Source organism: Propionivibrio sp. (assembly GCF_016790145.1).
In the GTDB taxonomy this organism is placed as follows: Bacteria; Pseudomonadota; Gammaproteobacteria; order Burkholderiales; family Rhodocyclaceae; genus Propionivibrio.
Genome location: NZ_JAEUOI010000222.1, coordinates 1 through 18,195, shown reverse-complemented (window position 1 = coordinate 18,195; position 18,195 = coordinate 1). Strand labels below are relative to the sequence as shown.

Here is an 18,195-nt window from a genome sequence, read left to right as displayed (position 1 = left end):
GATCAGGACTTCTGACCCATCAGTTCGTCAAAGGCGACCGTCTTATCGACAACCCGTGCACGGGATAGTGCCCAGGCCACGACATTATCCTCGATCGCCACGCCTTCAATCTCGGCAAGACGCTGCGGTTGAGCATAGTACCAGCGGATGACTTCCTCAGGATGCTCGTAGCTTTGCGCCGCGTCCTCGACAATCGTCCTCACCTGATCCGATTTGGCATGCAGTTCATTAACCTTGACGATCTCTGACAGAATGAGACCCAGGCTGACCCGACGCCTGGCCTGGTCGACAAACCACTCGCGCTGCATCGGGAAGTCCTTCATCTTGATGCCTCCCCGCTGCTCCATGTCCTGGCGAGCGGCCTGCATCAGGCGTTGAATTTCCAGTTCAACCAGTGCGCCTGGAACGTCGATCGGGTTGGCCTTGAGCAGCGCCTCCATGACCTGATCCTTGACCTTGCCCTGCAAACGCTTCTTGACCTCGCGCTTCAGATTGGTTTCGACCTCGGCGCGCATCTTGACGATGTCGCCGTCCTCAACGCCAAGCGCCCTGGCGAAATCGGCATCCAGCTCCGGCAGGATGGCCTCGCGAACTTCCTTGACGCTGATCGCGAAAGTCACGCTCTGACCGGCCAGATCTTTGGCCGAATAGTCCGCCGGAAAAACCATGTCGAAGGATTTGGCTTCGCCGGCCTTAAGGCCGATCACCGCATTTTCGAAGTCAGCCAGCATGGCGCCCTCGCCGAGCACGAAGTGATAGTCATTGGCCTGACCGCCATGGAAAGGCTCGCCGTCCTTCTTGCCGAGAAAATCGATCGTCACCCGATCCCCCACGGCGGCGGCGCGATCAACCGGCTCGTAACGCACGCGTTGCTTGCGCAGGACCGCCAGCGTGCTCTCCATTTCAGCGGCGCCGACCTCAAGCACCGGGCGCTCGATTTCAACGTCCTTCAGCTCGCCCAGCGTGATCTCGGGATAAACCTCGAATACGGCCGAAAACTCGATATGCGTCGAACTTTCGCTGGTCTTCGGCTCGATGTTCGGGTAGCCGGCAACGCGCAGTTGCCGGCTCTTGACGGCCTCGCCAAAGGCACGTTCAAGCGCTTCGTTCAGCGCTTCGTGTCGCGCCTGATCGCCGTGCTGCTGCTTGACGATGGACGCCGGCACCTTGCCGGGACGGAAGCCCGGCATCTTGAAGCTCTTGCCCAGCCGCCTCAGGCGCTGATCAATCTCCCGGTCGAGATCGGCGATAGCCACCGTCAGATCCAGACGACGCTCGAGCGCGTTGGTTGGCAGCGCCGCTTCGGGGAGGTTAGTTGTTGCGTTGGTTTCCATTCAAATTCCTTGAAGTCTTGAAAATTCGGGCTGATAATCTGCCGCTCAGTCGATCAGTCAGGCCATGGTGCGAGAGAAGGGAGTCGAACCCCCACGCCTTGCGGCGCTGGAACCTAAATCCAGTGCGTCTACCAATTCCGCCACTCTCGCGCTTAATCGGCCATTTTAACCGAGATGTACCTATACTGTCAGCCGCTGCCGCTGGAACGCTTGACCGAGAGCAAACATCACCACTACCCATCCAGCGCGCTATCCACGATATCTGCAATGTCCGTAGATCATTACGAAAACTTTCCCGTCGCGTCTGTCCTGCTGCCCAAACGCCTGCGCCGCCCGATCGAGGCGATCTACCGTTTTGCACGCGGAGCCGACGACATTGCCGACGAGGGGGAAGCCGGCGATGCAGAACGCCTCCAGGCGCTGGCGGTGTATGGCGCCGAACTTGAGCGCATTGAACGTGGACAACGCCCGGCCGATCCAGCGTTCAACGAGCTGGCCGAGGTGATCGGCGAGTGGCATCTTCCGCTGCAACTATTCCGCGACCTGCTTGCCGCTTTCGCCCAGGATGTTGTCAAGAAGCGCTACACCGATGAGGCCGAACTGCTCGACTACTGCCGACGCTCGGCCAATCCGGTCGGTCGCCTGCTGGTGCATCTTGTCGACCGTGCCGGCAACGAGAACCTGCAGCGCTCGGATTGCATCTGCACGGCGCTGCAGTTGATCAACTTCTGGCAGGACATTGCCATCGACTGGGAAAAGGATCGCGTCTACCTCCCACAAACCGATCTCGCCCGCTTCGGCATCGACGAAGCACAGATCGCCGAACGGCGTTGGAGCGCCGGGTGGGCGGCGCTGCTTGATTACCAGACCGATCGTACACGCCGTCTGCTGCTTGAAGGCGCACCGTTGGTTCATCAACTGCCGGGGCGCATGGGCTGGGAAATCCGTTTGACCGTCCAGGGCGGCCTGCGCATCCTTGAAAAAATCCGCCGCGTGCGCGGCGATGTTTTCCGTCACCGCCCACTGCTGGGCGCGAGCGACTGGCTGGTCATGAGCGGCCGCTCGCTGTTTATGTAAAAATCGCGACATGCCAACCCCTATGCAAAGTCCGGAACAGCGAATGACGCCCGACGAGTACTGCCAGCAAAAAGCGGCCCAGAGTGGCTCCAGCTTTTATTACAGCTTTCTGTTTCTCCCGCCCAACCGGCGACGCGCGATTACCGCGCTCTACGCGTTTTGCCGCGAGGTCGACGATGTGGTCGATGAATGCCAGGACCCCCAGATCGCCGCCACCAAGCTGGCCTGGTGGCGACAGGAACTGGCGAAACTCTACGCCGGCCAGCCGGAACATCCGGTCACCCGGGCACTGCTGCCGGTGCTTGCCGAATTCAATCTGCCGCAGGAGCAACTGCTCGAGATTATCGACGGCATGGCCATGGACCTGCAGCAGACGCGCTACCTTGACTTCAAGTCGCTGTCGCTCTACTGCTACCGCGTCGCCGGCGTCGTCGGTCTGCTCGCCGCAGAAATTTTCGGTTATCGGGAACGCAAGACACAGAAATACGCACACGATCTCGGCATGGCTTTCCAGTTGACCAACATCATTCGCGACATCGGCGAAGATGCCCGCCGGGGCCGCGTCTACCTGCCGGTCGATGAGCTGAAGCGCTACGACGTTTCCGTCGCCGACATCCTCAATGCCCGCCATTCGGACAACTTCCGTCGCCTGATGGAGTTCCAGATCGAACGCGCGGAACACTACTACGAGCAAGCCATGAGCGAACTGCCTGCCATTGACCGCAAAGCGCAGCGCCCCGGTCTGGTCATGGCGGGGATCTACCGCACCCTGCTCGACGAGATCAAACGCGATGGTTGCCAGGTTCTCACCCAGCGCACCTCGCTGACGCCGGTGCGCAAACTGTGGATCGCCTGGCGCACCTGGATCAAGGGTTGAATCAGGTTTGAAAGCGCGCCTGAATGTCGCTGTCATCGGCGGTGGCTGGGCCGGGCTGGCCGCCGCCGTTGAGTTGGTCACTGCCGGAGCCGAGGTCACCGTATTCGAGGCGGCAAAACAGCTCGGCGGTCGCGCGCGCAGTGTCGAGACGCACGGCCATCGCCTGGACAACGGCCAGCACCTGCTGATTGGCGCCTATCGCGAAACGCTGCGCCTGATACAAACCGTCGGTGCCAATCCCGAACACCTGCTCAGGCGGCTTCCACTCGATTTGCACTACCCCGGCGCCGGCTTCCGCCTGCGCCTTCCGCGCCTGCCGGCTCCACTGAATCTGGCCATCGGCCTTTTTGCTGCGCAGGGTGCCGGCCTCGGCGAGAAATTCGCTACCGTCCGTTTCATGCGCTACCTGCAAGGATGCAACTATCGGCTGGCAACCGACGGCACGGTGGCCGAACTGCTCGACCGCCATGGCCAGCAGGGCAAGCTGCGCCGCTACCTGTGGGAACCGCTGTGCCTCGCCGCGCTCAACACGGCGCCGCAACACGCCTCGGCGCAAATCTTTGCCAACGTCCTGCGCGACAGCCTCGGCGCTCGCCGCGCCGACACCGACCTGCTGCTGCCGGCCACCGATCTTGACCGAGTGTTCCCGAGTGCGGCGGCTGATTACGTCCGCGCCCACGGCGGGAAAATCAGGCTGACGACCCGCGTCGAGCAGATTCGCCCGCAGCTTCACATTGAGGGCGAACTATTCGATCGCGTCATTCTCGCCCTTGCCCCTCAGCACGCTGTAAGTCTGCTCGCCGGACAGCCGGAAACCGCCGCCATCGCCGACATGCTCGCCGAATACACCTACGAGCCGATCGGCACGGCCTATGCCGGCTATCCGCCCGAAGTCAGTCTGCCCTGCCCCATGCTCGGGCTCGACGGTGGACGCGAAGGAGGACTGGGGCAATGGGTTTTTGACCGCGGCACGCTGTGCGCTACGCCCGGCGTCATGAGCTTCGTGCTGAGCGCGCAAGGCGCCTGGGACCAGCGCAACAACGAAGTGCTGGTCGCCATCCTGCACGGCGAGCTTGAAGAAGCCCTGGCCAGGCCATTGCCTCAGCCCTTGTGGCATTGGGTCATCCGCGAGCGCCGCGCAACCTTCTCCTGCCGCCCCGACCTGCCGCGCCCCACGGCACGGACCCCGCTCCGTGACCTGTGGCTGGCCGGCGACTACACCTGCGCCGACTACCCGGCAACACTCGAAGGCGCAGTGCGCAGCGGTATTACGGCGGCCAGGGGGGCGCTGAGGAGCAGGCTGGCCAGCCAGTGAATACGGGCATTTTTAGTCTCTGTGCCCGCTCAAGGGCTGTAGTGCCGGGATCGTTTATTGACGTGCTTCCCGGACACATGCTGTCAGGAAGCTTGTAGAAGAAAGGTGTCCCTTGTTGTCACTCTGACCTTCTCTGTCCGATGGCCAGGAATTTGCTGCCAAAGTCAGCGACGGTCAGTGCAGGGGTAGTCATTTGCTTGTCTCCTTGTTGGCGTTGTAATAGGCGAATCCGAAACTTTGGGCGCAGGTTTGATACTCGAATGTGAACGTGATTCCGGATGCCGGATAGAATGGCGTTCGCAGCCCGGAAAAGGTCAAGCCTCCAGTTTCATGCAAGGGCTTTGGGCGTGGCCCGGAATCAAGAACTATGATCGGCTCGCTGGTAATTGTGGTGGCTATCGGCTCCAGCACCCGGCGCGCATCGTCCATCGTTACGCAGGTTTCGCTAAGTGCAAATCTAGCAGAAAACCTGGCAACGACTGCACCTGGGCGAGGGTTTTCAATCCTCGGCTGCACAGAAATCGCCGTAAATCCTGTCCCTGCCAGTTCATCTGGTTGTGCGAATTTGAACACCTTGCCCTTGGGGCGAACCCACACATGGTCTGGATACTCAACTTGCTTGAGTTCGGTGAAGCCGAAGACCTTGAGCACGGCAGGTGCGTCCGAAAGCGACACGCTGGTAATGACATAGGCAATCTTGTCGAGTAACTCGCGCCCGCGTTGCAGTTGCGCCTCGGTCGGCATTGGCAACGGCGGGTCGGGTTCCTGTTGCGCCAACACCGTGCTGCATATCAAGGTCGCAACGCACAGAAGCGCTACCCGCTTGGGTCTGGCACGATTCGTTTGCCAAGCAGAAAATTCTGCCATCGGAGTCAGTGCCATCGAGCCATCGGGCTTCGGATTCTTTTTTTGCTCCAAAGTCATATTTATTTCTCCTACCCGCTTCAAGCTAATGCAAACGCCTATCGCGAACAAGTGGCCGGGATCGCAATGGGCAAGTTTCGCGAATGTCCGCCACGAAGTTCAGCGCAAGCCGTTAAATGACTTCCTCGATCTGCCCGGCGTGCATGCGCAGCCGGCGGGCGCAGCGTGCGGCAATTTCCTCGTCGTGTGTGACCAGAATCAGCGTCGTTCCGCGTTCGGCATTGATTGCAAACATCAGTTCGATGATCTGGTGGCCGGTTGCGGCGTCGAGGTTGCCGGTCGGCTCGTCGGCCAGTACCAGCCTGGGTCGGGGGGCAAAGGCACGCGCCAGCGCGACGCGTTGCTGCTCGCCGCCGGACAGGTGCTTCGGGTAATGGCGCAGCCGATGCGACAGCCCGACCCGATCCAGCCAGAATTCCGCCTCGCTGCGCGCATTGGCCGTCCCCGCAAGTTCCAGCGGCAGCATCACGTTCTCGATGGCGCTCAGTGAAGGAAGCAACTGAAACGACTGAAAGACGAAGCCGAGCAGACGGCCGCGCAATACGGCGCGCGAATCCTCGTCGAGCTGTCCAAGCGGCTCGCCGGCCAACGTTACCGAACCACTGCTCGGCAGATCGAGGCCGGCCAGCAGTCCGAGCAGGGTCGATTTGCCCGACCCGGAGGCGCCAACGATAGCCACCGTTTCCCCGGCCGCTACGGAGAACGAATTGTCATGCAGTATAGTCAACGCTTCGCCACCGTTATCAACGCATTTGGTCAGCCTGCTGACTTCAAGCACATTCGAGATTGCCGAATTCATGTTTCGCATTCCATTCATCCATGGTCTGTTGCTGATCGGACTGGCACTGCTCGCCCCAACGGCTCAGGCGGCCAGAACCATCCTGGTTTTCGGCGACTCGCTCTCGGCCGGCTATGGAATCCGGCAGGACGCAGCGTGGCCGGCTTTGCTGGCCAGACGGCTGCACGAGAAGCAGCTTGATTATAACGTCGTCAACGCCAGCATCTCGGGAGAAACCACCAGTGGCGGTCGCACCCGCCTCGATGCGGCACTCGCCCGACATGCACCACACATCGTGATCATCGCGCTCGGCGCCAACGATGGCTTGCGCGGTCTGCCGGTAGCCACCATGCGCGACAACCTGCTGGCGATGACCGCCAGCGCGCAAAAGCAGAAAGCCAGAGTGCTCATCGTCGGCCAGCGCCTGCCGCCGAATTACGGTGCCTACGCAGTCCAGTTCCACAACACCTTCAGCGAAGTGGCGAAGTCCCGACAGACCGCGTTCGTTGACTTTCTGCTAGAGGGCGTGGCAACGCAGGCGCAGCTTTTCCAGGCGGACAACCTGCATCCGACCGCCGAGGCGCAGCCGCGTCTGCTCGACAATGTCTGGCGAGGGCTTGAGCCGCTGTTAAAATAACCGCCATGACACACGGCATCACCCGCGTTGAGCACATCGAAGACTATCGTTTCTTTGACGAAATCATCGATGTCCGGACGCCCGCCGAGTTTGCCGACGACCACATCCCCGGCTCGATCAACTGCCCGGTGCTCGACAACGATCAGCGCATCGAGGTCGGCACGCTTTACAAACAGTCCTCTCCTTTTGAGGCCAAGAAAATCGGCGCGGCCTACGTTTCCATGAACATTGCCCGCCACCTGCGCGAAACTTTTCTTGAGCGGCCAAAAAACTGGCGTCCGCTGATCGTCTGCTGGCGCGGCGGTCAACGCAGCGGCGCGATGACCTATGTCTTCCGGCGCATCGGCTGGGATGCGCAGCAACTGGAAGGCGGCTACAAGATCTACCGCCGGCAGGTGCTCGACGAGCTCGCCGAATTGCCGCGCCGATTTACCTTCAAGGTGATCTGCGGTGCCACCGGCAGCGGCAAGAGCCGCCTTCTTCAGGCCCTGGCCCAGCGCGGAGAACCGGTACTCGACCTTGAGGCGCTTTCCTGTCACAAGGGTTCGGTACTTGGCGTGCTGCCCGATTCGCCGCAACCTTCGCAAAAGATGTTCGAGACCAGGCTACTCCTTGATCTGCAATGCCTTGACCCATCACGCCCGGTGTATATCGAGGCCGAGAGCCGCAAGATCGGCACTATCCAGGTGCCCGACGCGCTGCTCGAAACCCTGCGTGCAGGCACGTGTATCAACATCGAGGCGTCATTCGCGGCACGCGTTGAATTCCTGCTGCGCGATTACGCGTACTTCCTGAAGGCTCCGGAGTGGTTCAATTCGCGACTTGACGTACTCGACCGGCAGCAAAGCCGAGTGACGATCAATCGCTGGCAGGCTTATGCCAGAAACGGCGAATGGCAGGCGCTGGTCGGCGAACTGCTCGAACTGCATTACGATCCGCTCTACCGACGTTCCCAGAAGTACAATTTCACCGGCTTCAGTACCGCGCAAAACCTTGCCACCGACGATCTGAGCCCGGCCGGCATCAAGACACTGGCCGACCGGATCGTCGGCCATTCACCCAGCGAATAAGACGCCATGCAAAATAATGAAACCCCAATCCCCCCAACTTCCCTGATCGTCAGCGAAAACGGCCAGGGGCGTTACCAGCAGACGGTACGCGTCGGCCGTCACTCGCTTATCGCCGATGAGCACGTCGCCGCGGGTGGCGCCGATGCCGGCCCGGCACCTTCCGACTTCCTGCTCGCCGCGCTGGGTTCGTGTACCTCGATGACGCTACGCATGTACGCCGAACGCAAAGGGCTCGCGCTGACCCGGATCAGCGTTGCCTTGACGCATGAAAAGATCAGTATTCAAGGACTCGGCAAGGTTGACCGCATCGAGCGGACCATCACGCTGGAAGGCGACTTGCAGGTGGAGCAACGCAGTCGCCTGCTCGAAATCGCCAACCGCTGCCCGATGTATCGCACGCTCTGTTCCGACATCCGGATCGATAGCACCCTTGCCGGATGAACAGGCCTGCCCTGCCCTCGCTTTGGATGCTGCGCCGCACAAGACGTGACGGGCTGCGCACCTGTGAAAAAATCCATTGCACAGCTTGCGCAAAACGGCCTCATGGCAAACCAGATAACGAAATGCACGAGTGGATTTAAATGATTTTTTATACAAGCGCATTAGTGATCAGTGATATAATATTGCAGTGCAGCATTAATTGCGGCCATCTCACCACCAGAGTGAATTACGATGATCGAACAACACTATCTCACCACGCTTTTTGAACCCGAATCGGTTGCCGTGATCGGCGCCTCTGACCGCGAGAATTCGGTCGGCAACGTCCTTTTCAAAAACATGCTCGAATCGGGTTTCAAGGGACGCCTTTATCCGATCAACCCGCAGCACGAGACCGTACAGGGCCAGCAGGCCTACAAGTCGATTGAGGACATCGGTGCGCGCGTTGAACTGGCCATCATCGCCACGCGTGCGCAGACGGTTCCCAACATCGTTGAACAATGCGGTCGCAGCGGCATCAAGAACATCATCATCATCACCGCCGGCTTTTCGGAAGCCGGCCATTCAGGCGCAGCGCTTGAGCGAAAAACGCTGGAAATCGCCCGCAGCTACAACGTCCGCGTTCTCGGCCCCAACTGCCTGGGCATCATACGCCCCGAACTTGGCCTCAACGCCACCTTCCTGCGGGTCGGCGCCAGTGTCGGAAATCTGGCACTTGTTTCACAGTCTGGGGCCATCTGTTCCGCCGTTCTCGACTGGGCAAAAAGCAACCGGATCGGCTTCTCCAGCGTCATCTCGCTCGGCAGCACCGCCGATGTCGACTTCGGTGAAATTCTCGATTACCTGGTCTACGACAATCGCACGCATTACATCCTGCTCTATATCGAAGGCATACGGAACTCACGTCGTTTCATGAGTGCGCTGCGCTCGGCAGCACGGATCAAACCGATCATCCTGCTCAAGGCCGGGCGCCACGCCGCCGGCTCGGCGGCGGTGATGGTGCACTCGGGAATGATCGCCGGTTCCGACATCGTTTTCGATGCAGCCGTGCGCCGCTCGGGCGTTGTGCGCGTGCAAAACATCGGCCAGTTGTTCTACGCCTCGAAAGCTCTGGCGTCCAGGTTCCGCCCGCTCGGCAAACGACTGGCCATCGTCACCAACGGGGGCGGGCCGGGCGCCATGGCCGCCGATCGGGCTGGCGATATGGATATTCCGCTGGCCGAGCTTTCTGTGGACACGATAAAGGCACTCAACACCAAGCTGCCAGCCACCTGGTCGCACAGCAACCCGATTGACATCCAGGGCGACGCGACACCCACCCACTATCGCGACGCGCTCGTTGCCGTTGCGCAGGACGAAGGGGTTGACGGCATACTGATCATGCTCGCACCACAAGCCATGACCGAGCCGATGGCCGTTGCGCAAGTCGTCATCGAAGTCTGCGAGCTGACTTCGAAGCCCATGCTCACCTGCTGGATGGGCGAGGAACAGGTCGCCGCCGGGCGTGCCGCGCTGGAGCATGCCGGCATACCGGCATTCCGCCAGCCCGAAACAGCGGTCGAGCTCTACTATCACATCTCGACGTACTACCGCAACCAGATGCTGCTGCTGCAAACACCTGAAGGCTCCTCAAAGCGCACCCAGAAGGAAACCGAGGGCGCCAAGATGCTGATTGAAGCGGTATTGCAGGAGCACCGGAAAGTGCTCTCTGAAATGGAGTCGAAAGCGGTATTGCGTGCCTTCCGCATACCGGTGGCGCAAACCATGGTAGCTCGTACTCCGACCGAGTCCTTGTTGCTTGCCGAGCAGATCGGCTTTCCGATCGCCATGAAGGTCGATTCGCCGGATCTTGTGCGCAAGACAGAAGCCGGCGGGGTGCGCCTCAATATCACCAGCGCGGCAGCGGTACGCAACGCCTATCACGACATCATCGAAACGGTTCAGAAAAAGCACCCGTCCGCACGCGTCAACGGGGTTTCGATCGAGCCTTATCTATCACGACCGAATGGACGCGAACTGATGGTTGGCGTGGTGCGCGATCCGACGTTCGGCCCGATCATCACCTTCGGCGCCGGCGGCAGCGAAGTCGAAATTTTCAGCGATCGTGCCGTTGCGCTACCGCCGCTCAACCGCTTCCTGGCCCAGGATCTGATCCGCTCGACACATGCCGCGCAACTGCTTGGCGAATTCCGCAACATGCCCGCAGTCAACATGGAGGCGCTGGAAGAAGTCCTGCTTAACATCTCCGAGATGGTGTGCGAACTTCCCTGGCTGCAGGAACTCGATCTCAACCCGCTGATCGTCGATGAGCACGGCGCCATCGCCGTCGACGCGCGCATTGTCATCGATTTCGCGGCGACCAGCGGCGACCGCTATTCGCACATGGCCATCCATCCCTATCCGGTGCATCTGATCCAGAACTGGGAACAGCCGGATGGGCGTACCATCACCATCCGTCCGATCCGCCCGGAAGACGCCGAGATGGAGCAGGCCTTCGTCAAGAACCTCTCCGACGAAAGCAAGTATTACCGTTTCATGGACACCCTGCGTGAACTCACCCAGTCGATGCTGGTGCGCTTTACTCAGATCGACTACGACCGTGAAATGGCGCTGATCGCCACCCTGCCTGACGCAGACGGCAAGGAAGTACAGATCGGTGTGGCGCGCTACGTCACCAATCCGGACGGAGAAACCGTGGAGTTTGCACTCGCCGTTGCCGACGAGTGGCAGAAGCACGGCGTTGGCCGCCGGCTGATGAGCGCGCTGATCGAAACGGCGCGCCAGAAGGGCTACCGGGCCGTCGTTGGCGACGTTCTTTCCCAGAACACCAAGATGTTCCGCCTGATGACCATCCTCGGCTTCACTATCCACCCGCACCACGAAGATCCGGCAGTCAAACGTGTCGTCTGCCCCCTGCATGCCCAATAGTCAGACCAACGACCCGAAAAAACGGCCAGATATCGATCTGGCCGTTTGTTGACCAAGACAAAAAACTCAAGGCAGGTCGAAATTCACATCGTAGGGATAGGACCGATTCGGCTCGCTCGACTCGCGGAGGGTCTTTTGTTCTGCAAGATCAACCTTCCTGTCCCACAACAGGGCGCGACCGACGAGTTGATCCTCGACCCATTCCGGGTGCTTGGCCATCATTTCGCGCATGAATTTTGTATGTTCCGATTCGTAAATGGCCATGGGCCGGGTTCCTGAAAAATGGGGTTAAGGTGACCACCAAGTCCACCAAGTGATGATTATACCCTTGCGCGATCAGTGATAAACAATCGGTCGCGCCGCGCCAACACAATAATCGTCAAGCAACGAATCAATCGATTCTTCATCGCGTTCGGCGTAAGGTATCCTGTCTATCGCCTCACGCAAGCCAGTGGCCACCGAGCCCTGAACAAACAGGCTCCGGCCCCCCAGCTTATCGACCAACTCAAAGCCCTGCTGCACCGGGTAGGCGACAATGGCATAATTCACGCTGTTATAAACAACATTCATGACGACTCCCTTCTGTACTGTTGCGCAATCAAACTGAAACATACCGTCTCCAGTCATTGCAAAACGGACCCGCTTTGCTCAATAACAAGGTGCGTCCGCTTTGCTCTATTTCAAGACAACAGGGTTGCTCTATCAGCTTGTCCGACCGGCAAGCTGTAAACTAAGTTCAAACCCTGTCGGGATCGGCCTGACGCCCGACCAGCAAGGCCGAGAGCACGGCAAGGCCCTGCAACAAGGCGACAGCCACCCACAGCGTACTGAAATGACCGCCATCCATGATCGGGCCAAAGATCAGCGGTGCCGACGCCAGACCGGCGTCGAGACCGGAATAGACAAAGCCATAAACCCTGCCGAACGAGGCTTCGCCAAACCCCTGCGTTGCCGCCCTGCGCACCAGCAGGTCACGCGACGGACCGGCGATGCCGATGCCAAACCCCATCACCGCCATCAGCGGAAGAACCACCCAGCCGACCACCACGCCACTGGCCAGCAGCAGGCTGATCAAGGCGCCGAAGGAGATGCACAGCGCGATAACCTGCTCCTGGGCGCGCCGGTTTGCCACAAAGCCACCGACAGCGATGCCGGCCGCACCACCGAGAAGGTACGCCGACAGGCAGGAAGCGGCGCTGGCCAGCGACAGATCGTACATCGCCTTCAGGGCCGCCGCAGAGAAGTTCTGCAGGGCGCCAAAGGCAGCAGTAATCAGGAAGAAAAAGACAAAACAGAGCAATACCGCCGGCGAACGCAGAATACTCCAGGTTGAAACCGAGCGGCGGTCTGCCTCCGTTTTACCGGTGATACACACCGCCTGTGCATCGTCGAGCTCTCCGCGCAGAGCGAACAGCAGAGCGAAAGAAATTAGCGCCAGCGCGGTTGCGGTAAAAGCCGCCACGCGCCAGCCCGCCTGGGTGGCAACGAGGGTCATCACCAGCGGGGCGAACGCCCAACCCAGATTCCCCGACAGCCCATGCACCGAAAACGCATGACCAAGGCGGGCTTTGGCTACCCGTCGATTGATTATCGTGAAATCGGCCGGATGAAAAACGCTGTTGCCGGCACCGGCCACCCCCGCCGCAAGCATCAGCATCGCGTAATTTTGCGCCAAGCCAAGCAACACGCCGGAGAGGGCGAGCAGCAAAACGCCACAGAAGAGGACGGGTTTCGATCCAATCCGATCGACCACCAGTCCGGCCAGCGCCTGTCCGACTCCGGAAATGACAAAAAAAACGCTCATCAGCGCTCCGGCCTGCGTAAAGCTCAGGCCGAACGCCGGCATCAGCCACGGAAAAAGCAGCGGAATGACCAGATGAAAGAAATGCGAAACGGCATGGGCAAAACCCACCAGCGCAATCACCGCCACATCGCTGCGAATTGGCGAAGCTTCGATTGATGCGGACATGCCACTCTCCCCTGGAACGATCCGTCATTCTACGCCCACAGCGGCAAGCACCCGAACCGGCAATCGGAAGCAGGGGAGAACTCATGCCAGGCAATCGATCTGTAACGCCATGCCACAGGCGATCATGGATGGGGTGTAGCCATGAAAAGTGCGTCAGCCTGTTTCGCGCTGCTGCAACCACCTGCAAGCAAAACTAGCTAAGGCTGGCTGAAGATCAGCGCAAGTCAGGTTCGAATCAATGGGCGAATGATAATATTTGACTGATGCGAGTATGTTGGTATCAAATTAGCATAATCTAATCGAGTAGCCTATTACTGCTTTAATGATTTGGAACGATCTTATGCCATTACATGATCTTGAATCCTGGATGTGGGCAGAAGCCTGTGCAATGATAGATAGAGCAGAGCGCTTGCATCGTCAGTTTTTCAGGCCGGCCTCCATGCAGTCCAGACCGCTAACCTGGGAGCCGCCGATTGATATTTATGAAACCCGGCATGAATTCAAAATCATGATCGCCCTACCCGGCGTTTCCCCCGAGCATTTGAAGGTAATACTTGAAAATGACCAGCTGCTTATTAGTGGCAAACGTAATTTTCCGGTTAGCGAAGAAGCGGAAATAAGGCGGGTGGAAATACCTTACGGACGATTTGAACGCAGTATTGAGCTTCCAGTCGGGCATTTTGAGATAGGTCACCGTGAACTTGTGAACGGTTGTTTATTAATTACACTGCGCAAATTTTAAGGACACCTATGAACATCAAGGCCCTTAAAAAAATATTCCCCGGGTCGGCGGATGACAATGAAAAATCGTTATCCGAAACACCACAGGTTGATTCGCCTGAACTCCCTCAGCTTCCTGAAGATGCACTGATTATTTTGCCCATGAGCGGAACTGTGTTGTTTCCACAGGTTGTTTTGCCGCTGGCTATTGGTCGAAAGCTATCGGTCGCAGCCGTGCAGCAGGCGATTCGTTCGGAAAAACCGATCGGATTACTCATGCAGCTGCATGACATTGACTCCGATCCAAGCCCGGATGAACTTTACATCATAGGTACCGTAGCGGAAATTTTGCGCTACATAACCATGCCTGACGGCACACATCATATTGCGTGTCAGGGCGTGCAGCGCTTTCGTGTCAAGGATTTCATGCAGGGCTATCCTTACCTTGTCGCGCGAGTGGAACGTTACGAAGAGCCTGAAGTGAACTCCAGGGATATTGATGCACGAGTAATTACCGTCAAACAAAAAGCACTGGAAGTTCTTAATCTGACGCGACAGGCGCCAATCGAGCTGGTTAACGCTATTCAATCTGTCACCTCCCCATCCCTGCTTGCCGATTTGATTGCCAGTTATCTCATTTCGAAACCTGAAGAAAAGCAGGAAATACTAGAGTTATTCGATATTCAGGAACGGTTCGACAAGGTATTGGCATTACTCAATTATCGTATTGAAGTCTTGAATCTCTCCAATCAGATTAATGAGCAGACCCAGGAAAGCATGGGACAACGCCAGCGCGAGTTTATGTTGCGTGAACAAATGAAAGCCATTCAGAAAGAATTGGGCGAGGATATTGGGAATGCCGCCGAAATTGAAGAAATCAATAACGCCATCACGGCGGCCCAGATGCCAGAAGAAGTCGAAAAACAGGCGCGCAAGGAACTGAATCGTTTGCAGCATATGTCCGACGCCAGCGGCGAGTATTCCATGGTGCGCACTTATCTTGACTGGCTGACTGATTTGCCTTGGTCAAAAGCCAGTGCAGGCCTTATTGATATTGCAAAAGCCAGGAAAATACTTAATGAAGACCATTTTGGCCTGGAGAAAATCAAGCAGCGCATTCTGGAATTTTTGGCGGTTAGAAAATTGAATCCAAATGGAAAAAGTCCGATTCTGTGTTTTGTCGGCCCTCCCGGGGTCGGCAAAACGTCATTAGGGCGCAGTATTGCCCGTGCCAGCGAGCGTAAATTTGTGCGCGCCAGTCTTGGCGGCATGCATGACGAAGCCGAGATTCGTGGCCATCGACGCACCTATATCGGCGCATTGCCGGGCAATATTATTCAATCGATACGTAAAGCCGGGACCAATAATCCGGTATTTATGCTCGATGAAATGGATAAACTCGGCTCCGGCATTCAGGGCGATCCTTCCTCAGCTTTGCTGGAAGTGCTGGACCCAGAGCAAAATTCAACTTTTCGCGACAATTACCTGGGCGTTGCCTTTGACTTAAGCCATGTCATGTTCATCGGCACGGCGAATGTGCTGGACAGTATCCCCATCCCATTACGCGACCGCATGGAAGTGATCGAGTTAACCGGCTACACCTTTGATGAAAAAGCCCAGATCGCCAGGCGTTATCTGGTGGGCAGGCAGCTTGAAGCGAATGGCCTGACACCGGAACAATGCACCATCAGCGATCAAGCGATTCTGTTAATCATTCAGGATTATACCCGCGAAGCGGGTTGCAGAAATCTGGAACGCGAAATCGGCACGGTGTTTCGCCGGGTAGCCATGCGCATTGCCGAAGGCCAGGTACTTAATGAGAATATCGATGTTAAGCATATTCCGGAAATCCTGGGGCCTCGCAAGTTTGACAGCGAAGTCGCCATGCGCACTAGCATTACGGGTGTGGCGACAGGTTTGGCCTGGACACCGGTCGGCGGCGACATCCTGTTTATTGAAGCGACCAAAGTTCCAGGCAACGGCAAGCTAATTCTCACCGGTCAGCTCGGCGATGTTATGAAAGAAAGCGCACAAGCCGCACTAAGTCTGGTGAAATCGCACGCCGCGGCGCTGAATTTAAATCCGGAAATATTCGAAAAAAACGACATTCACGTACACGTTCCGGCGGGCGCCATTCCCAAAGACGGCCCGAGCGCCGGCGTCGCCATGTTTACTGCGCTCTATTCGGCGTTTTCCGATCGCATTGTTCAGAACGATATTGCAATGACCGGAGAAATCAGCCTGCGCGGTTTAGTGCTGCCCGTCGGTGGAATTAAAGAAAAAGTGATCGCCGCGGCCAGGGCCGGGATAAAAACTGTCATGCTTCCGGCGCGTAATCAACGAGACTTTGAAGAAATACCCGAAACGGTCAGAAACCAGCTGAATTTTATCTGGCTTGAAAAGGTTGATGATGCATTGAAGATTGCTGTGATAATTTAATAGGGCGCTTTTTTGCATAGTCGCGACGGCTTGCTGGATGCAAAGATCGGAATATGACTTCTTGTTTCACGGGCAGACTGGCAGGTGTGCACAGCCGGTGACCCTGAGGCCGCGCTCTACACCGATGCCTCGGAAGAACAACTGGCCGCGTTATTGCACCTGACTGCAGCGTCGTGCTCAACTCCTGGCTTGCCAACGGCCCAAGTGCCGTCGGGGTCAGCATCGGTTTTTTTCGAGTGGGAATAATGCGATGCTGAGCCTTTTCGCTTCCTATTTTTAGTTCCCTTTAGGTTTCTTTTTGGTTCTCTATTGGTTGGAACAGTGATCATCACTTTCGGCACAGGTACGCTCAAGCTGACGCTACAGCCCTGAACCCTTTCACGATATGAGCGGTTTGCTTGACGTACCGGCCCCTGAGAGCAGGTCGATGTAAACCCCGAAAGCGCGATGAACGTAGGAACAATCCCGGAATCGCCCGGTCGGACGTTTTCCGCCGTCCGGAATCAACGCCATGACCCGTGCTCTGTTGTTCATTCTTTTGTCAAGCCTTGGCCTGGCGGGCAAAACCCACGCCGCACCGCCCGAGCCAATGCTGCCTCTCTTCGACGCGCATCTCCACTACAATTGGGAACCCTCGCCTCGGATACCACTCGACCAGGCACTTGAACTCTTCAAGGTTACTGGCGTACGCGGAATCCTGGCCAACAGTCGGCCGAATGCCGGAACTCATGCCCTGTATGCCGCACGCTCCGAGGCGCTTCAGGTTGTTCCCTTCCTTCGCCCGTACCGGGTCCTTGCCGATGTCACAAGCTGGTTCAACAATCCGGAGACCATCACGCTGATCGAGGAGGAATTCCGGAGCGGCTATTTCGTCGGGATCGGCGAATTTCATCTTCACGGCGAGGAAGCCCGCCGCCCGCTCGTAGCACAGATGGTGCGCTTTGCCCGCAAACACGGTTTGCTGCTGCATGCCCATAGTGATGTACCCGCGCTGAAAATTCTCTTCGAACTCTATCCCGAAGCCCGAATCATCTGGGCGCATACCGGTTTCTCATTACCGGTCGAAGAAGTCGAGCACATGCTCAGTACCTACCCCGGGCTGATTGCCGAGCTCTCGTACCGTAGCGGGATCAGCGGCGCCTCGGCAGGCAAACTGGACAAACCCTCCGACGAGTGGCTCCGCTTGTTCGAGCGTTTCCCGGATCGTTTCCTGCTCGGTTCCGACACCTGGATCAACGAACGCTGGGACCAGTATCAGCAAATCATGGGCAGCTACCGCCCCTGGCTGCATCAACTGCCACCGCTCGTGGCACAGAAGATTGCCTGGGGCAATGCCGTACGCCTCTTTGGCCTGAAACCGTAACCCGGTTCTTCCGGCAACCTGAGACGTTTGCCGGTCTGACTGTCTCGAAGCGCAACACGCCGCCCTCACAGACAACCTTGATCGTTTCGCCGACACCAAAACACCCTTCGAATATCGCCTTGGCCAACGGATTTACCCAAATGCGCGATAAGCCTCGTCCAAACGATCTGGTTGCGAAGCAACCGTTAGGCGAAGCCGTCGAGTTTGGTCGGGGATGGATAGCGCGGACGCCGTAGGCGTCGTTGCCCTTGGTTGTTAATCGGGTGTTGCCTGGTGCTCAATGTATTGCCGGATGATGCTAATCGGTGCGCCGCCACAGGAGGCGG

General features: G+C 58.0%; 16 protein-coding genes and 1 tRNA gene. 10 read left to right on the top strand and 7 right to left on the bottom strand.

Going from position 1 to position 18,195, the window contains the following annotated elements; all coding sequences use genetic code 11:
• Positions 1 to 2 precede the first annotated feature (2 nt).
• Both tig and JNM42_RS17955 read right to left on the bottom strand, forming a co-directional pair.
• Positions 3 to 1,334 carry a trigger factor gene (gene tig / locus JNM42_RS17960; protein ID WP_294273499.1) on the bottom strand — a complete coding sequence of 444 codons (1,332 nt, stop codon included), beginning with the start codon at positions 1,332 to 1,334 and terminating at the stop codon, positions 3 to 5.
• A 65-nt stretch (positions 1,335 to 1,399) separates the two neighbouring features.
• Positions 1,400 to 1,484: transfer RNA gene (locus tag JNM42_RS17955), tRNA-Leu, on the bottom strand.
• 117 nt (positions 1,485 to 1,601) lie between these two features.
• Here JNM42_RS17955 and hpnC point away from each other — a divergent pair.
• Genes hpnC through hpnE form a run of 3 tightly spaced genes read left to right on the top strand, consistent with a single transcriptional unit; the run spans position 1,602 to position 4,603 of the window.
• Positions 1,602 to 2,411, top strand: a complete 810-nt coding sequence (gene hpnC, locus JNM42_RS17950; RefSeq protein ID WP_294273496.1) for a squalene synthase HpnC — start codon at positions 1,602 to 1,604, stop codon at positions 2,409 to 2,411.
• 43 nt (positions 2,412 to 2,454) lie between these two features.
• Complete coding sequence (gene hpnD / locus JNM42_RS17945) at positions 2,455 to 3,288, top strand: presqualene diphosphate synthase HpnD (protein ID WP_294273493.1); 834 nt, start codon at positions 2,455 to 2,457, stop codon at positions 3,286 to 3,288.
• 7 nt (positions 3,289 to 3,295) lie between these two features.
• The gene (hpnE, locus tag JNM42_RS17940) at positions 3,296 to 4,603 is read left to right on the top strand and encodes a hydroxysqualene dehydroxylase HpnE (RefSeq protein WP_294273490.1); all 1,308 of its coding nucleotides are present in this window, start codon (positions 3,296 to 3,298) and stop codon (positions 4,601 to 4,603) included.
• A 189-nt stretch (positions 4,604 to 4,792) separates the two neighbouring features.
• Here hpnE and JNM42_RS17935 read toward each other — a convergent pair whose 3' ends face one another.
• Entirely contained in the window at positions 4,793 to 5,527 is a 735-nt protein-coding gene (locus JNM42_RS17935; RefSeq protein WP_294273488.1) for a hypothetical protein, read from the bottom strand.
• 112 nt (positions 5,528 to 5,639) lie between these two features.
• Positions 5,640 to 6,326, bottom strand: a complete 687-nt coding sequence (locus JNM42_RS17930) for an ABC transporter ATP-binding protein (protein ID WP_294273485.1) — start codon at positions 6,324 to 6,326, stop codon at positions 5,640 to 5,642.
• Here JNM42_RS17930 and JNM42_RS17925 point away from each other — a divergent pair.
• The 4 genes from JNM42_RS17925 to JNM42_RS17910 all read left to right on the top strand — a co-directional run bounded on the left by JNM42_RS17925 (position 6,325) and on the right by JNM42_RS17910 (position 11,378).
• Entirely contained in the window at positions 6,325 to 6,942 is a 618-nt protein-coding gene (locus tag JNM42_RS17925) for an arylesterase (RefSeq protein WP_294273483.1), read from the top strand. The two genes, JNM42_RS17930 and JNM42_RS17925, sit on opposite strands and share 2 nt — an antisense overlap.
• Before the next feature lie 5 nt (positions 6,943 to 6,947).
• On the top strand, positions 6,948 to 8,012 hold the full coding sequence (gene mnmH, locus JNM42_RS17920) for a tRNA 2-selenouridine(34) synthase MnmH (protein ID WP_294273480.1): 1,065 nt from the start codon (positions 6,948 to 6,950) through the stop codon (positions 8,010 to 8,012).
• Positions 8,013 to 8,018: 6 nt separating this feature from the next.
• Complete coding sequence (locus JNM42_RS17915; protein WP_294273477.1) at positions 8,019 to 8,453, top strand: OsmC family protein; 435 nt, start codon at positions 8,019 to 8,021, stop codon at positions 8,451 to 8,453.
• Between the two features lie 231 nt (positions 8,454 to 8,684).
• Complete coding sequence (locus JNM42_RS17910; protein ID WP_294273475.1) at positions 8,685 to 11,378, top strand: bifunctional acetate--CoA ligase family protein/GNAT family N-acetyltransferase; 2,694 nt, start codon at positions 8,685 to 8,687, stop codon at positions 11,376 to 11,378.
• Positions 11,379 to 11,444: 66 nt separating this feature from the next.
• Here JNM42_RS17910 and JNM42_RS17905 read toward each other — a convergent pair whose 3' ends face one another.
• The 3 genes from JNM42_RS17905 to JNM42_RS17895 all read right to left on the bottom strand — a co-directional run bounded on the left by JNM42_RS17905 (position 11,445) and on the right by JNM42_RS17895 (position 13,347).
• Positions 11,445 to 11,642, bottom strand: coding sequence for a DUF3460 family protein (locus JNM42_RS17905; protein ID WP_294273470.1), 198 nt, complete (start codon positions 11,640 to 11,642; stop codon positions 11,445 to 11,447).
• Between the two features lie 72 nt (positions 11,643 to 11,714).
• A complete protein-coding gene (locus JNM42_RS17900) occupies positions 11,715 to 11,948 on the bottom strand; it encodes a DUF3567 family protein (protein ID WP_294273465.1) in 234 nt (77 codons plus the stop codon).
• Positions 11,949 to 12,114: 166 nt separating this feature from the next.
• The gene (locus JNM42_RS17895) at positions 12,115 to 13,347 is read right to left on the bottom strand and encodes an MFS transporter (RefSeq protein ID WP_294273463.1); all 1,233 of its coding nucleotides are present in this window, start codon (positions 13,345 to 13,347) and stop codon (positions 12,115 to 12,117) included.
• Positions 13,348 to 13,687: 340 nt separating this feature from the next.
• Here JNM42_RS17895 and JNM42_RS17890 point away from each other — a divergent pair, with 340 nt between their 5' ends.
• From JNM42_RS17890 to JNM42_RS17880, 3 genes are all read left to right on the top strand, one after another.
• Entirely contained in the window at positions 13,688 to 14,089 is a 402-nt protein-coding gene (locus JNM42_RS17890) for an Hsp20/alpha crystallin family protein (RefSeq protein ID WP_294273461.1), read from the top strand.
• 8 nt (positions 14,090 to 14,097) lie between these two features.
• Positions 14,098 to 16,506 carry an endopeptidase La gene (lon, locus tag JNM42_RS17885; protein ID WP_294273455.1) on the top strand — a complete coding sequence of 803 codons (2,409 nt, stop codon included), beginning with the start codon at positions 14,098 to 14,100 and terminating at the stop codon, positions 16,504 to 16,506.
• Positions 16,507 to 17,017: 511 nt separating this feature from the next.
• Complete coding sequence (locus JNM42_RS17880; RefSeq protein ID WP_294273453.1) at positions 17,018 to 17,869, top strand: amidohydrolase family protein; 852 nt, start codon at positions 17,018 to 17,020, stop codon at positions 17,867 to 17,869.
• Positions 17,870 to 18,195: the final 326 nt, after the last annotated feature.

Bases quoted from the DNA above. Each gene is read 5' to 3' on its own strand.
- tig (WP_294273499.1), bottom strand. From the start codon at position 1,334: ATGGAAACCAACGCAACAACTAACCTCCCCGAAGCGGCGCTGCCAACC.
- hpnC (WP_294273496.1), top strand. From the start codon at position 1,602: ATGTCCGTAGATCATTACGAAAACTTTCCCGTCGCGTCTGTCCTGCTG.
- hpnD (WP_294273493.1), top strand. From the start codon at position 2,455: ATGACGCCCGACGAGTACTGCCAGCAAAAAGCGGCCCAGAGTGGCTCC.
- JNM42_RS17935 (WP_294273488.1), bottom strand. From the start codon at position 5,527: ATGACTTTGGAGCAAAAAAAGAATCCGAAGCCCGATGGCTCGATGGCA.
- JNM42_RS17925 (WP_294273483.1), top strand. From the start codon at position 6,325: ATGTTTCGCATTCCATTCATCCATGGTCTGTTGCTGATCGGACTGGCA.
- JNM42_RS17930 (WP_294273485.1), bottom strand. From the start codon at position 6,326: ATGAATTCGGCAATCTCGAATGTGCTTGAAGTCAGCAGGCTGACCAAA.
- mnmH (WP_294273480.1), top strand. From the start codon at position 6,948: ATGACACACGGCATCACCCGCGTTGAGCACATCGAAGACTATCGTTTC.
- JNM42_RS17915 (WP_294273477.1), top strand. From the start codon at position 8,019: ATGCAAAATAATGAAACCCCAATCCCCCCAACTTCCCTGATCGTCAGC.
- JNM42_RS17910 (WP_294273475.1), top strand. From the start codon at position 8,685: ATGATCGAACAACACTATCTCACCACGCTTTTTGAACCCGAATCGGTT.
- JNM42_RS17905 (WP_294273470.1), bottom strand. From the start codon at position 11,642: ATGGCCATTTACGAATCGGAACATACAAAATTCATGCGCGAAATGATG.
- JNM42_RS17900 (WP_294273465.1), bottom strand. From the start codon at position 11,948: ATGAATGTTGTTTATAACAGCGTGAATTATGCCATTGTCGCCTACCCG.
- JNM42_RS17895 (WP_294273463.1), bottom strand. From the start codon at position 13,347: ATGTCCGCATCAATCGAAGCTTCGCCAATTCGCAGCGATGTGGCGGTG.
- JNM42_RS17890 (WP_294273461.1), top strand. From the start codon at position 13,688: ATGCCATTACATGATCTTGAATCCTGGATGTGGGCAGAAGCCTGTGCA.
- lon (WP_294273455.1), top strand. From the start codon at position 14,098: ATGAACATCAAGGCCCTTAAAAAAATATTCCCCGGGTCGGCGGATGAC.
- JNM42_RS17880 (WP_294273453.1), top strand. From the start codon at position 17,018: ATGACCCGTGCTCTGTTGTTCATTCTTTTGTCAAGCCTTGGCCTGGCG.